Annotated in this window: 14 protein-coding genes; 10 read left to right on the forward strand and 4 right to left on the reverse strand. The window is 66.8% G+C overall.

All coding sequences use genetic code 11. From position 1 onward, the window contains the following. Positions 1-61 precede the first annotated feature (61 nt). The 8 genes from gap (at position 62) to AC1REK_RS16650 (ending at position 5699) form a co-directional block, all read left to right on the forward strand. Entirely contained in the window at positions 62-1072 is a 1011-nt protein-coding gene (gap, locus tag AC1REK_RS16615) for a type I glyceraldehyde-3-phosphate dehydrogenase (protein ID WP_066476067.1), read from the forward strand. A 71-nt stretch (positions 1073-1143) separates the two neighbouring features. Beyond that, positions 1144-1605 carry a hypothetical protein gene (locus tag AC1REK_RS16620; RefSeq protein WP_492269188.1) on the forward strand — a complete coding sequence of 154 codons (462 nt, stop codon included), beginning with the start codon at positions 1144-1146 and terminating at the stop codon, positions 1603-1605. A gap of 35 nt (positions 1606-1640) precedes the next feature. Then, positions 1641-2834: a phosphoglycerate kinase gene (locus AC1REK_RS16625; protein ID WP_492269187.1), complete on the forward strand. Its 1194-nt coding sequence runs from the start codon at positions 1641-1643 to the stop codon at positions 2832-2834. Continuing rightward, complete coding sequence (locus AC1REK_RS16630) at positions 2831-3022, forward strand: hypothetical protein (protein WP_492269186.1); 192 nt, start codon at positions 2831-2833, stop codon at positions 3020-3022. The genes AC1REK_RS16625 and AC1REK_RS16630 overlap by 4 nt, the downstream gene beginning before the upstream one ends. 170 nt (positions 3023-3192) lie before the next feature. Further along, positions 3193-3426 carry a hypothetical protein gene (locus AC1REK_RS16635; RefSeq protein WP_492269185.1) on the forward strand — a complete coding sequence of 78 codons (234 nt, stop codon included), beginning with the start codon at positions 3193-3195 and terminating at the stop codon, positions 3424-3426. Between the two features lie 94 nt (positions 3427-3520). After that, the gene (gene fba, locus AC1REK_RS16640; RefSeq protein WP_291641413.1) at positions 3521-4603 is read left to right on the forward strand and encodes a class II fructose-bisphosphate aldolase; all 1083 of its coding nucleotides are present in this window, start codon (positions 3521-3523) and stop codon (positions 4601-4603) included. Between the two features lie 193 nt (positions 4604-4796). After that, positions 4797-5387, forward strand: a complete 591-nt coding sequence (locus AC1REK_RS16645; protein WP_492269184.1) for a TetR/AcrR family transcriptional regulator — start codon at positions 4797-4799, stop codon at positions 5385-5387. 24 nt (positions 5388-5411) lie between these two features. Further along, complete coding sequence (locus AC1REK_RS16650; protein ID WP_492269183.1) at positions 5412-5699, forward strand: YciI family protein; 288 nt, start codon at positions 5412-5414, stop codon at positions 5697-5699. A gap of 20 nt (positions 5700-5719) precedes the next feature. Here the strand turns inward: AC1REK_RS16650 and AC1REK_RS16655 are convergent, their stop codons facing one another. Next, positions 5720-7726 carry a PhoX family protein gene (locus AC1REK_RS16655; protein ID WP_492269182.1) on the reverse strand — a complete coding sequence of 669 codons (2007 nt, stop codon included), beginning with the start codon at positions 7724-7726 and terminating at the stop codon, positions 5720-5722. A 103-nt stretch (positions 7727-7829) separates the two neighbouring features. Next, positions 7830-9179 (reverse strand): globin-coupled sensor protein, encoded by a 1350-nt coding sequence (locus tag AC1REK_RS16660; RefSeq protein WP_316017652.1) that lies wholly within the window; start codon positions 9177-9179, stop codon positions 7830-7832. Positions 9180-9392: 213 nt separating this feature from the next. Between AC1REK_RS16660 and AC1REK_RS16665 the strand changes: the two genes are divergently transcribed. Next, a complete protein-coding gene (locus tag AC1REK_RS16665; RefSeq protein ID WP_492269181.1) occupies positions 9393-10139 on the forward strand; it encodes a YebC/PmpR family DNA-binding transcriptional regulator in 747 nt (248 codons plus the stop codon). Positions 10140-10261: 122 nt separating this feature from the next. Here AC1REK_RS16665 and AC1REK_RS16670 read toward each other — a convergent pair whose 3' ends face one another. Beyond that, the gene (locus AC1REK_RS16670; RefSeq protein WP_492269180.1) at positions 10262-11041 is read right to left on the reverse strand and encodes a TSUP family transporter; all 780 of its coding nucleotides are present in this window, start codon (positions 11039-11041) and stop codon (positions 10262-10264) included. A 158-nt stretch (positions 11042-11199) separates the two neighbouring features. On the opposite strand from AC1REK_RS16670, the gene ruvC reads away from it, so the two are divergent. Continuing rightward, the gene (gene ruvC, locus AC1REK_RS16675) at positions 11200-11709 is read left to right on the forward strand and encodes a crossover junction endodeoxyribonuclease RuvC (RefSeq protein WP_492269179.1); all 510 of its coding nucleotides are present in this window, start codon (positions 11200-11202) and stop codon (positions 11707-11709) included. On the opposite strand, the gene AC1REK_RS16680 is transcribed toward ruvC, so the two are convergent. Then, complete coding sequence (locus tag AC1REK_RS16680; protein ID WP_492269178.1) at positions 11697-12908, reverse strand: NAD(P)/FAD-dependent oxidoreductase; 1212 nt, start codon at positions 12906-12908, stop codon at positions 11697-11699. The genes ruvC and AC1REK_RS16680 overlap by 13 nt on opposite strands. Between the last annotated feature and the right edge of the window lie 27 nt (positions 12909-12935).

The following is a 12935-nucleotide window of genomic DNA, read 5'->3' on the forward strand; positions in this document are numbered from 1 at the left end:
GCCGATTTGCCCGCACTAATGGCGCTGGCTGCGCCGCCGAATGGCGAAGGAGAGGATTGAGATGACGGTCAAGGTGGCGATCAACGGCTTCGGCCGCATCGGGCGCAACGTTCTGCGTGCGATCATCGAGTCGAAGCGCAAGGACATCGAGGTCGTGGCGATCAACGATCTCGGCCCGGTCGAGACCAACGCCCATCTCTTCCGCTTCGATTCGGTGCATGGCCGCTTCCCCGGCACGGTGACCGTCTCCGGCGACACGATCGATGTCGGCCGCGGGCCGATCAAGGTCACCGCCGTGCGCGACCCCAAGGACCTGCCGCACAAGGCCCTCGGCGTCGACATCGCGCTTGAGTGCACCGGCATCTTCACCACCAAGGAGAAGGCGGCCGCCCACCTCGCCGCTGGCGCCAAGCGCGTGCTGGTCTCGGCTCCCTGCGACGGCGCCGACCTCACCGTGGTCTATGGCGTCAACCATGGCGAACTGACCAAGGACCACCTCGTCGTCTCGAACGCCTCGTGCACCACCAACTGCCTCGCGCCGGTCGTGCGCGTGCTGCAGGACGCGGTCGGCATCGACAAGGGCTTCATGACCACGATCCATGCCTATACCGGCGACCAGCCGACGCTCGACACCATGCACAAGGATCTCTACCGGGCCCGTGCCGCGGCGCTCTCGATGATCCCGACCTCGACCGGCGCCGCCAAGGCCATCGGCCTCGTCATCCCCGAGCTGAAGGGCCGCCTCGACGGCACCTCGATCCGCGTGCCGACGCCGAACGTCTCGGTCGTCGACTTCAAGTTCATGGCGAAGCGCAAGACTACGGTCGAGAAGATCAACGAAGCCATCATCAAGGCCAGCAAGCGCGGGCCGCTGAAGGGCATCCTGGCCGTCACCGACCAGCCGAACGTCTCCATGGACTTCAACCATGACCCGGCCTCGTCGACCTTCGCGCTCGACCAGACCAAGGTGATGGACGAGAAGTTCGTCCGCATCCTCACCTGGTACGACAACGAGTGGGGCTTCTCGAACCGGATGAGCGACACCGCCGTCGCCATGGCCAAGCTGATCTGACCCAGAAGGGTCCCTGAATGGCCGCGCCCGGCGCGGCCATTCCACTTTCACGAACGGGAAAGCCAGAGCCCATGAACAAGATCGAGCCTACCGTCGCGAACCCGTCGCCCGCTCCCGAGGCGATCATTCCTCCCGCCCCGACCATGGCGGAGGCCGCCGCGGCCCGCGCCGCCGAGATCAAGGCCGTCGAACCGGCCGTCGCCAGCGACCCGCGCAAGCTCGACCAGCTTTCGCGGATCGAGGAGAAGGCGGCCCGGATCGAGGAGAAGTTCGCCCGCTACGAGGCCGTTCTGACGCGCGCCGAGGCTTCGCTCGAGCGCAGCGCCCAGAAGGTCGACCTCGCTGCCGGCACCATGGATTTCGCCGGGCTGCGCGTCGAGCTTTCGACGCTGCGCCAGCGCGTCAACGCGACGCCGCGCTTCGGTGCGCTGCTGCTGACCGGCATCGTGACCGCGATCCTGACGGTGATCCTCACCGTGATCGTGCTGAAGAGCGGTGTCCCCGGCATCCTGCCGCCGATCCTGCCGCGCTGACGCTGCCCACGCCCCGACCTTCAGAAGAGACCGCGATGCCCGCTTTCCGCACCCTCGACGACGCCGACCTCGCAGGGAAGCGCGTTCTCGTCCGCGTCGACCTCAACGTGCCGATGGAAGACGGCAAGGTCACCGACGCGACACGGATCGAGCGGGTGCTGCCGACGATCCGCGAGATCTCCGAGAAGGGCGGCAAGGTCATCCTGCTCGCGCATTTCGGCCGTCCCAAGGGCCGCGACGAGAAGAACAGCCTCAGGCAGGTGGTGCCGGCGCTCGCCCATGCGCTCGGCCAGCCGGTGATCTTCGTCGGCGACTGCATCGGCGAGGATGTCGCCAAGGCGGTCGCGGCTGCCAAGAACGGCGAGGTGCTGCTGCTCGAGAACACGCGCTTCCACGCCGGTGACGAGAAGAACGATCCGGAGTTCGTCAAGGCGCTCGCCGCCAATGGCGATCTCTATGTCAATGACGCCTTCTCGGCGGCGCACCGGGCGCACGCCTCGACCGAAGGTCTGGCACATGTGCTGCCGGCCTATGCCGGCCGTACCATGCAGGCCGAGCTCGAGGCGCTCTCGGCCGGCCTCGACAGCCCGGCGCGGCCGGTGATGGCGATCGTCGGCGGCGCCAAGGTCTCGACCAAGCTCGAGCTGCTCGGCAATCTCGTCAAGAAGGTCGATGTGCTGGTCATCGGTGGCGGCATGGCCAACACCTTCCTGGCGGCGCGCGGCGTCAATGTCGGCAAGTCGCTCTGCGAGCACGATCTCGTCGCGACCGCCCGCGAGATCGAGGAGAAGGCCAAGGCGGCGGGTTGCGAGATCGTTCTGCCGGTCGATGCGCTGGTGGCGCGCGAGTTCAAGGCCAATCCCGGCCACCGCGTCGTCTCGATCGGCGAGGTCGCCGATGACGAGATGATCCTCGATGCCGGCCCGCTCAGCGTCGCCGAGGTCGTGCTGCGGCTCGACAAGGCCAAGACCGTGGTCTGGAACGGCCCGTTCGGCGCTTTCGAATTGCCGCCCTTCGACACGGCGACGGTGACGGTCGCCAAGGCGGTGGCCGAGCGCGCCCGGACCAACCGGCTCGTCGCGGTCGCCGGCGGCGGCGATACGATCGCGGCGATGAACCATGCCGGCGTGGCCGACGACCTGACCTATGTCTCGACCGCGGGCGGTGCCTTCCTCGAATGGATGGAAGGCAAGGCCCTGCCGGGCGTCGAGGCGCTGCGGGCGCGGTGAAGCGCCACCTCGTCATCGGGGGCGTCCATGTCCTGCTCGCCATCGCGGCCACGCTGGCGGTCCTCGTCACGGCGGACGTGGCCGGCTGGCAGGGGCCGCGCTGGCTGGTGATTGGCGGCGCTGCTTTCCTCGTGACTGCCATGACGAGGGGAATGGGCGAGGCGGTCTACCGACGCTGGTTCGATTGAGCGCCGTTGCGACGGGCGTTGTTTATGCTATGTTCTCTCGATGGCGTGTGTGAACGCCGGCGAGGGGCTGGCCCGTCGGACGGGCCGCATCGCCCTTCGCCTTTCAAGGCACGATGTCACGACGATTCCGCTGGAGCCGCCTTGCGATGAGCGAGAATGTGCAGACGGCCATGTTCGAGATCCTGAAGAAGATTCAGGCTGACCTCGGCTCGTTCCGGACCGAGGTGAACGAGCGCTTCACTCATGTGGAGGCTCGGTTCGAAGGGCTCGACGAGCTCGTCCGCAAGCAGCGGCGCGATACTGCCGGCCTGCTCGTCATGGCGAAGTCGATCACCGGCAACTTCGCCGAGGAACTGGCCGCGATTGAAGAGCGCGTCGCGGCGCTCGAAGCACGCGGTCGCTGAGCGGGATTCACACTTTCGGCGCCTTTCGCTTTGCGTCCGCCACAGTTCGATTCTAAACCCTCCGGATAAAGCAGAGTCCAACCGGAGGATCATCGTGGCCCGTATTACGCTTCGCCAATTGCTCGACCATGCCGCCGAGAACGACTACGGCGTTCCGGCCTTCAACATCAACAACATGGAGCAGGCGCTGGCGATCATGGCGGCTGCGGACGCCACCGACGCTCCGGTGATCATCCAGGCTTCGCGCGGGGCGCGCTCCTACGCCAACGACATCATGCTCAAGCACATGATGGACGCCGTCACCGAGATCTATCCGCATATCCCGGTCTGCGTGCATCTGGACCACGGCAACGAGCCCGCGACCTGCATGACCGCGATCCAGGCCGGCTTCACCTCGGTGATGATGGACGGCTCGCTCAAGGCCGACGGCAAGACGCCGGGCGACTGGGACTACAATGTCGGCGTGACCAAGACGGTGACCGAGATGTCCCATCTAGGTGGCATTTCCGTCGAGGGCGAGCTCGGCGTGCTCGGCTCGCTCGAAAGCGGCGAAGGCGAGAAGGAGGACGGCCACGGCTTCGAGGGCAAGCTCAGCCATGACCAGCTCCTGACCAACCCGGACGAGGCCGTGAAGTTCGTCGCCGAGACCAAGGTCGATGCGCTGGCCATCGCCATGGGCACCTCGCACGGCGCCTACAAGTTCACCCGCAAGCCCGACGGCGCGATCCTCGCGATGCACGTCATCGAAGAGATCCACAAGAAGCTGCCGAACATGCATCTCGTCATGCACGGCTCCTCCTCGGTGCCGCAGGACCTGCAGGACATCATCAACCAGTATGGCGGCAAGATGCCCCAGACCTGGGGCGTCCCGGTCGAGGAGATCCAGCGCGGCATCAAGCACGGCGTGCGCAAGATCAACATCGACACCGACAACCGGATGGCGATGACCGGGCAGATCCGCAAGATCCTGTCCGAGAACCCCGGCGAGTTCGATCCGCGCAAGTATCTGAAGCCGGCCATGGAAGCGATGACCAAGCTCTGCAAGCAGCGCCTGGAAGAGTTCAACACCGCCGGCCAGGCCTCGAAGATCAAGCGCGTCATCACGCTGGCCGACATGGCCAAGCGCTACGCCAAGGGCGAACTCGACCCGACCTTCGGCGCCAAGAAGGCGGCCTGAGCTCAGCTGCAAGCCCTTCGGCTGCTGCATTGCCGCAGCAGCCCCCATTTCCAGCGCCGCCGGGTTTCCCGGCGGCGTTTTTGCTTTGGCGGCCGCCTGTGTCTTGACCATCTAGGTCATCTGTCCTAATCAAGATTTAGGATGGATGACCTAATAGGTTTGACGGTCCACAGGGATAGCGGGGAGGGCCGGGGTGAGGGCAGCCGCAACGAGGCAGCAGATCGTCGATGCAGCCGACCAGCTCTTCTATGAGCGCGGCTACGAGGCGACCGCCTTTGCGGACATAGCGGCGGCCGTCGGCATTTCCCGCGGGAACTTCTATTATCATTTCAGAACGAAGGACGAGATCCTCGCGGCCGTGATCGCGCTGCGGCTGGATCGGACGCGGGGCATGCTGGAGCACTGGCAGGGTGAGGCCGGGACGCCGCGCGAGCGCATCCGCTGCTTCATCGGCATGTTGACTGCCAACCGCGCCAAGATCATGCGCCATGGCTGTCCGGTCGGCACGCTCTGCAACGAGCTTGCGAAGCTCGACCATGACGCTCAGCAGCACGCGGCCGAGATATTCACCCTGTTCCGGGACTGGCTCGCCTCGCAGTTCGCGGCGCTCGGCTGTGCGGCCGAAGCGGACAGGCTGGCGATGCATGTGCTGATGCGCAGCCAGGGCATCGCGACGCTGGCGACCGCCTTTCGCGACGAGGCCTTCATCCAGCAGGAGGTCGAAGCGATGTCGGCCTGGCTGCGGGCGCTCGAACCACTCGAAAACGCCGCTTCATCGACCTGAGCCATTCGCCGGAAAGGTAGCCCTATGTTCGTCGTCGCGCTCCGCTTCTCCGCCAACAAGTCTCGTGCTGCGGCCCTGATGCCGGCCCATAACGACTGGATCAGGCGCGGCTTCGATGATGGCGTCTTCCTGCTGACGGGCAGCCTGAAGTCGGGAGGCGGCGGCATGGTCCTCGCGCACAAGCTGTCACGCGAAGAACTCGATGCGCGCCTGCGGGATGACCCCTTCGTCGCCGAGGATGTCGTCAGCGCCGATGTCCTCGAGATTGCTGCCGGACGAGCCGATGACCGGCTCGCCTTCCTGCTGAACTGACCGGCAAGGCACGGATAGGATCAGACGCCGATCTTGCCGCCGCCATTGCGGGTGATCGCCACGACCGAGGGGCGCACCGGCATGTCCGGCTTGAAGTCCGGCCAGCGGGTCGAGAGGTCCTCGTAATAGGAACGGCGGCCGAATTCCGGCCAGTCCGGGCCGTCGTCGCCGGGGTGCTGGACCGCGACGAAGGCGGTGGTGTCGTCGGGCGTGAAGCAGGGGCCGCAGAGCTCGGCGCCGTGCGGCACGCGGTAGAACAGTTTTGAGGTGCGGCGTGCCGCGCCTTCGGTGTCGACCGCCCAGAGACCGTCGGTGCGGCCGGTTTCCTTGGGGCCGTTGCCGTCGGTCGCGACCCAGAGGCGCCCGGCCGAATCGACCACGGCGTTGTCGGGCATGCCGAACCAGCCATTCTTACTGGTCTCGGTCGAGAAGCTCGCTCCGACCGCGGCGATGGAAGGATCGCCGCATTTCAGCAGCACTTCCCATTTGCCCCTGGTCGCGGTGAAGTCCCCGCCATCCTCGATGATCTCGATGATGTGCCCGAAGGCGTTCTTGGCACGCGGATTGGCGGCGTCGACCTGATCGTCCTTGCGGCTGGTATTGTTGGTCAGCATCACATAGACGCGGCCGTTGACGCCGTCGGGCGTGATGTCCTCCGGCCGGTCCATCTTGGTGGCGCCGAGCAGGTCGCCGGCGCGGCGGGTCTCGATCAGCACGTCGGCCTGGCTGGTGAAGCCGTTGGCCGTGGTGAGCGGCCCCTCACCGAAGACCAGCGGCAGCCATTCGAGCGTGCCGTCAGCCGCAAACTTCGCGACATGGAGCGTGCCGGAATCGAGCAGGTCCATGTTGGCGGCGCGGTTCGCGGGGTCGAAGCGGCCGGCGGTGACGAACTTGTAGACATAGTCGAAGCGCTCATCATCGCCGAGATAGGCGACGACGCGGCCATCCTTGGCGACGATGTTGTCGGCGCCCTCATGCTTGAAGCGGCCGAGCGCGGTGCGCTTCTTCGGCACCGAGTTCGGGTCGAAGGGATCGACCTCGACGATCCAGCCGAAGCGGTTGGCTTCGTTGGGCTCGCTGGCGAGGTCGAAGCGCTCTTCGAAGCGGCCCCAGGCATAGGGTGAGGAGGGGATGGCGAGGCGCTTGTAATTGGCCTCCTCGCGATGGCCTTCCGGCAGCTTGCCGGAGAAATAGCCGTGAAAATTCTCCTCGCCGGAGACGAAGGTGCCCCAGGGCGTCATCGCGCCCGCGCAGTTGTTGAGCGTGCCGAAAACCTTGCGGCCCGAGGCGTCGGCCTTGGTCCTGACGCGCTCAGTGCCGGCGACGGGGCCGGAAAGCTGCATCTCGGTCGCCACCGTGATCCGGCGGTTGAGCTTTGAATCCTTGACCAGCGCCCATTTTCCGTCGGTCCGGCGGATCTCGGCGACGGTCGCGCCATGGGCCATCGCCTCGATCGCGTAGCGCTCCCTGGTCGCGTTCTTCATCACCGGCTTGCCGTCCTTGATCTCGACGACGCCGGGGAACATCAGATGCGGGTTGGTGTATTCGTGATTGACGAAGAGCACGCCATGCGCGGACGGGTCAGCCGCGCCGGGCAGGGGCAGGTAGCCGACGAAGTCGTTGTTGTAGCCGAACTGCCTGGCCTGGGCCTCAGGCGTCTGTTTGGTGGGATCGAACTGCGGCGCGTCGGGAAAGAGCGGGTCGCCCCAGCGCAGCAGGACATCGGCGTCGTAACCCTCAGCGACATGATGGTCGGTATCGACACCGGCCTCGACCTCCTTGAAGGCGAAGGCCGAGCCTTCGGCGCCGCGCGCTTCCGCCCGTTCGGCAGTCGCCAGCGCCGCGGTCCCGACAGTCGCCGAGATCGCCGAGACGGCGAGCGCGCCCTTGAGCAAGCCGCGCCGCGAGAAGCGCTGGCCGATCAGCTCACCCATCGTCGGGTTGTCGGTCGGGTTCTGGGGGGCGGCGTCCTCGTGCTCGAGCAAGCTCGCGCCGAAGGTCGATTCATATTGCGCATCGTCGCCCATCACCGGCTCTCCATGCTCTAAGCTTGCTTCCGATTGGAACGGTTGCAAGCTAGCCGGAGCGATTGACAGGCAGGTGACGCCGCGAGGTGGCTGGAGCCGAAGCTCAGGCTGCGCGGCTGCGACGCGTCAGGTTCTCGAAGGCATCGGCCAGTCCCTCGGCCTGGCGGGTCAGCGACTGGGCGACGCCGAGCACATCGCCGACGCTGGCACCGGCCGCCTGGGCCGATTCGTTGACCGCGCCGATGGTATGGGCGACCTCCTGGGTTCCCTGCGCGGCGAAGCTGACGCTGCGGGCGATCTCCTCGGTCGCGGCGCGCTGCTGCTCGATGGTGCTCGCGATGGTCAGGGTCGTCTGGTCCATGCCGGAGACGAAGCCGGCGATGCTCTCGATGGCGAGGATGGCCTCGCGGCTATGGGCCCGCATCGTCGGAACCTGGGCGGCGATTTCGTCCGTCGCCTTGCCGGTGCGCTCCGAGAGCAGCTTGACCTCCTGAGCGACGACGGCGAAGCCGCGGCCGGCCTCGCCGGCGCGGGCGGCCTCGATGGTGGCGTTGAGGGCGAGCAGGTTGGTCTGCTCGGCGATGTCGCGGATCAGGTCGACGATCGAGCCGATGGTTTCGGCCGACTGCGCCAGGCTTTTGACGATGACCTCGGTCGTCTGCGCCGCGGCGCTGGCATCATGGGTCTTGGTCGTGGCGCCGGTGACCTCCGCCGCGATGTGCCGGAGCGAGATCGACAGCTCCTCGGCGGCGTTGGCGACGTTGCGGACATTCTCCGAGGCCGCATCCGAGGCGCTGGCTGCTGCGAGGGCCTGCATTCCGGTCTCCTGCACGGTGTCGTTCATGGTCCGGGCAAGCGTCTCGATCACGCGGGCGCTGCCGGCGACCGAAGCGACGACGTCGCGGACCGTAACCTCGAACGCGGCGATCTCAGTCTGGGACGTCTCGCGGCTCTGCTTCTGCACGAGCGTGTAGGTCTCGAGCAGCAGTTCCAGGTCGAACTGGATGGCCTTCAGCAGCGCGGCGCGCAGGGCGATGCGCCGGTTGAGTTCCTTGCGTTGCCAGAAGCGCAGGCGGCCGAGGCCGTCGCGCTGCAGTCCGAGCTCGGCGCCGATCGCATTGCCGACGATGGCATGGCAGATGGCGACGCCATGGACGGGAACGCCATGGTCATGGAAGGCGGTGGCGAGCGTACGTGCGGATGCCAGGAAATCGTCGTCGAGCTCGCCCGAGACCAGCCTGATCCAATGGGCCAGCCGCAGCGCATGGACCTCCGGCTGCTGCATCGCGCGGTGGATCTCGGGCCAAGCTTCGAAACGGTCGTGCAGCCCTTGCAGCAGCCCGGGCATGCGCTCCCGTGCGAAGTCACGCTGGCCGTGCAGCAAGGCAAGGTCGTATTCGTCGATGCGGAAGGTGCGCAGACGCGCGTCGTGCTGGGCGATGGCGTTGCTCATACGCAACTTCTTGGGATCTCGGCGATGGGCTGACAGGTTCGCGAGGACATTGCGAGGAGTTCGAAAACAAAGGCTTAAGCGCGCGCGAAAGGCAGTGAGCCAACGCGAAAAAGCAGTGTTGCGCGCTTGCTTCCTGCCGATCCGGCTGACTATAACCCGCCCCTGCGCGCGGCGCCGGGCTGCCGCAACGATCAGAGCGGAGGCGACCAAGCCATGGCCGGGCATTCCCAGTTCAAGAACATCATGCACCGCAAGGGCAAGCAGGACGCGGTGCGTTCCAAGCTGTTCTCGAAGCTGGCCCGTGAAATCACCGTCGCCGCCAAGATGGGCATGCCCGATCCGAACATGAACCCGCGCCTGCGCATGGCCGTGCTGGCGGCGCGCGCTGAAAATATGCCGAAGGACAATATCGAGCGCGCGATCAAGAAGGCGATCGGCGGCGAGGGCGAGAACTATGACGAGGTCCGCTACGAAGGCTACGGCCCGGGCGGCGCGGCCGTCATCGTCGAGGCGCTGACCGACAACCGCAACCGTACGGCCTCGGCGGTGCGCTCCTACTTCACCAAGTCCGGCGGGGCGATGGGCGAGAGCAACTCGGTCTCGTTCATGTTCAACCGGGTCGGCGAGATCAGCTACCCCGTCGAGGCAGGCGATGCCGACAAGGTGATGGAGGCCGCGATCGAGGCCGGCGCCGACGACGTGATCAGCGACGAGAACGGCCACACCATCCTGTGCGCCTTCGATGCGCTCAACGAGGTCTCCAAGGCCCTGGAAGCTGCCCTCGGCGCGCCTGCCTCGGCCAAGCCGGTCTGGCGGCCGACGACGACGGCCCCGCTCGACGAGGAGAAGGCGGCGTCGATGATGCGGCTGATGGAGGCGCTCGACAATGACGACGACGTCCAGAACGTCTTCGCCAATTTCGAGATCGCCGACGATGTGATGGCCAAGCTCAGCGGCTGAGGCCGGACAGCTGGATTGGGTCATGGTCGGGCTCGTCCCGACCATCCACGTCTTCCTTTACGCAGAGTGGTGTTCAAGACGTGGATGCTCGCCACAAGGGCGAGCATGACGGCTGTCGCGTATTATCGCCCGAGCCACCCATCCCAGAGCGGCAGGCCGACGATCGCGCTGGCGAAGATTGTCAGATAGGCGATGCGCCGGAAGGTCTGCTCCGATGCGAGCCCGAAGGCGTGGGTGCCGATCCAGAGGCCGGCGCCATAGATCAGGAAGAGCGGCAGCGCCATCAGCAGACCAGCGGCGCTGAGGATGCCCTTGATCCAGAGGATGGTGCCGCTGACGATGGTGCCCAGGCCGAAATAGGTCTGCATGTTGGCGCGCGTCTTGTGCCGGTCGTTGCGCTGGGCACCGAGCCAGAACACGGCTAGCGGCATGCCGCCGATGCTGGCGAGCCCGTTGCAAAGCCCGGACAAGGCGCCGACGCCGAGCGAGAGCGGAATGCCCGGCTGGCCATGATAGCGCCAGCCGGATGCCAGCAGCGCGACGGTGCCGAGTATGAGCGCGGCCAGGAGCCAGCGCATCGTCGTCTGGTCGAGCCAGATCAGCAGAGCGAGGCCGAGTGGCAGGGTCAGCGTCGCCGCGACGAGCAGAGGGATGACCTCGCGCCATTCGGCGCGCTTGGCCGAACGCGCCGCCAGTGGCAGGGCGAAGGGCATGTCGATCAGCCAGATCAGGCCGAGCGCCGCGACCGGGCCGAGCACGACCGAGGCGAGCGGCATGAACACCATGGCGAAGCCGAAGCCGGTGAAGCCGCGGACCAGCCCGCCGAGAAAGGTCGCAAAGAGCAGTGTGGCTATGCCCGAGACCGTGAGACCGGGAAAGAAGGGGGCGAGGAATTCGAGCATGGCCTCGGATGCGATGGCGACGCCTTCACCTCACCCCAAGCCGTGGCGCGATCAACCCCCGTTGCGGTGATGGCAGCGATGAGCGGCAAGCATCGATCACCCGGCATCGATTGCCCGCCGCGGTTCCACCGCAGGCTGCGGGGTTCTAGTTTGCCCCGATGAACGCGATTCGCATCCTCGGCATCGACCCCGGCCTGCGCAAGACCGGCTGGGGCGTCATTCTCAGCGAGGGGACCAAGCTCAGCTTCATCGCCTGCGGCGTCGTCGAAAGCGAGCAGAAGGCGACGCTGGCCGAGCGCCTGCGGCAATTGCACGACGGCATCGCCGGCGTGATCGCCGCCCATGCGCCGGGCGAGGTCGCAGTCGAGGAGACCTTCGTCAACCGCGATCCGCAATCGGCGCTGAAGCTCGGCCAAGCACGCGGCGTCGCGCTGGTGGTTCCGGCGCTGGCGGGGCTCGAGGTCGCCGAATATGCGGCGAACCTGGTCAAGAAGACGGTGGTCGGCGTCGGCCATGCCGACAAGAAGCAGGTGCAGGCGATGATCCGCGTGCTGCTGCCCAAGGCGGAGACGAAGAGCGCCGACGCTGCCGATGCGCTGGCGGTGGCGATCTGCCATGCCCAGCACCGCGGCGCCCGCGCGATGCTGGCGAAGTATCAGGCCCGGTAGGCGTAGAGCTCGGCATCCGGATCGCCCTTGCCGGTGAGGCCGGCCCGGACGATCTCGGCGCCGATGCGGCTATAGGTGATGCCGTTGCCGCCAAAGCCCATCACTGCCCAGCAATTCTTCAACCCGGGCATCTCGCCGATCGTCGGCAGCCCCGTGGTGGAGGCGCCGAAGGTGCCGGCCCAGGCAAAATCGGCCCGCGTGTCGAGGCCGGATAGCAGCTTGGCGAGCTTCTTCTGCAAGGTCGCAGTCTTGGCTTCGATCAGACGGTCGCGTGCCTCTTCGTCGACGAAATCCTCGTCCTCACCGCCGCAGATCACGCGGCCATCGGGCGTGGTGCGCAGATAGAGATAGGGCTCGGACGCTTCCCAGATGAAGCAGCGCTCAGGCCAGAGGCGGCGCGGCTGCGGGACGGTGGCGATCGCCCAGGTCGAGATCGCCTGATGTCCCTTGGGCTCGTGCCCGAACGGGATCTCGTAACCGGTGCAGAACACGACATGGCGGCTGCTTATGCGTGTGCCGGCCTTCGTACGCAGGACGACGGAACGCGGCCTGGCATCGAGGTCGACGATCTCGACCGGGCTGGCGAGCCGCGCGCCGCGGGCGATCGCGATGCGCAGGAACGCGGCGGCGAGGGCGCGCGGATCGACCTCGATATTGTCGTAGCCGAGCAGGGCGGCCCGGCGCCCGATGCCGAAGCGTTCCTTGAGCGCGGCGGTGCCGAGGAAGGCGGTCTCGAATCCGGCGCGGCGGCGCGCCTCGCCCTCGCGGGACAGGGCCTCGGCGTCGAGCAGGTTGCCGGCGAGGTAGAGCGAATCGCGCTTGCGCATCGGTGCGAGCGACAGGGCGCGGATGCGGGCGCAAAGCCCGTCCAGAGCCAGCCGCGAGCGCCGCCAGGCCCGGATCGCCGCCTCCTCGCCGATCTGGCGGGAGAGCTTGGTCAGGGGCTGGTCGATCTCGTATTGGAGGAGGGCGGTGCTGGCGACGGTCGAGCCACGGACCGGGCCGCGCCGGTCGACGATCAGCACGCCCAGTCCGGCTTCGCTCAGCGCATCGGCGACCATGGCGCCCGAGATGCCGGCGCCTATCACCACGACATCGGCGTCCGCATCGCCAGCAAGCTCCCAGCCCGGCACGGAAGGCGCCCGCTTCTCCTGCCAGACCGAGCGGCCGGTCCGCAGGTCCCTCTTCTTCGTCAGCACTTCTTCTTCAGCACTTGGCGCCCCCCA

This window comes from Allobosea sp. GW823-FHT02B03 (assembly GCF_058797755.1).

Bases quoted from the DNA above. Each gene is read 5' to 3' on its own strand.
- AC1REK_RS16620 (WP_492269188.1), top strand. From the start codon at position 1,144: ATGAACAAGATCGAGCCTACCGTCGCGAACCCGTCGCCCGCTCCCGAG.
- ruvC (WP_492269179.1), top strand. From the start codon at position 11,200: ATGAACGCGATTCGCATCCTCGGCATCGACCCCGGCCTGCGCAAGACC.
- AC1REK_RS16660 (WP_316017652.1), bottom strand. From the start codon at position 9,179: ATGAGCAACGCCATCGCCCAGCACGACGCGCGTCTGCGCACCTTCCGC.
- AC1REK_RS16625 (WP_492269187.1), top strand. From the start codon at position 1,641: ATGCCCGCTTTCCGCACCCTCGACGACGCCGACCTCGCAGGGAAGCGC.
- AC1REK_RS16665 (WP_492269181.1), top strand. From the start codon at position 9,393: ATGGCCGGGCATTCCCAGTTCAAGAACATCATGCACCGCAAGGGCAAG.
- gap (WP_066476067.1), top strand. From the start codon at position 62: ATGACGGTCAAGGTGGCGATCAACGGCTTCGGCCGCATCGGGCGCAAC.
- AC1REK_RS16655 (WP_492269182.1), bottom strand. From the start codon at position 7,726: ATGGGCGACGATGCGCAATATGAATCGACCTTCGGCGCGAGCTTGCTC.
- AC1REK_RS16635 (WP_492269185.1), top strand. From the start codon at position 3,193: ATGTTCGAGATCCTGAAGAAGATTCAGGCTGACCTCGGCTCGTTCCGG.
- AC1REK_RS16650 (WP_492269183.1), top strand. From the start codon at position 5,412: ATGTTCGTCGTCGCGCTCCGCTTCTCCGCCAACAAGTCTCGTGCTGCG.
- AC1REK_RS16670 (WP_492269180.1), bottom strand. From the start codon at position 11,041: ATGCTCGAATTCCTCGCCCCCTTCTTTCCCGGTCTCACGGTCTCGGGC.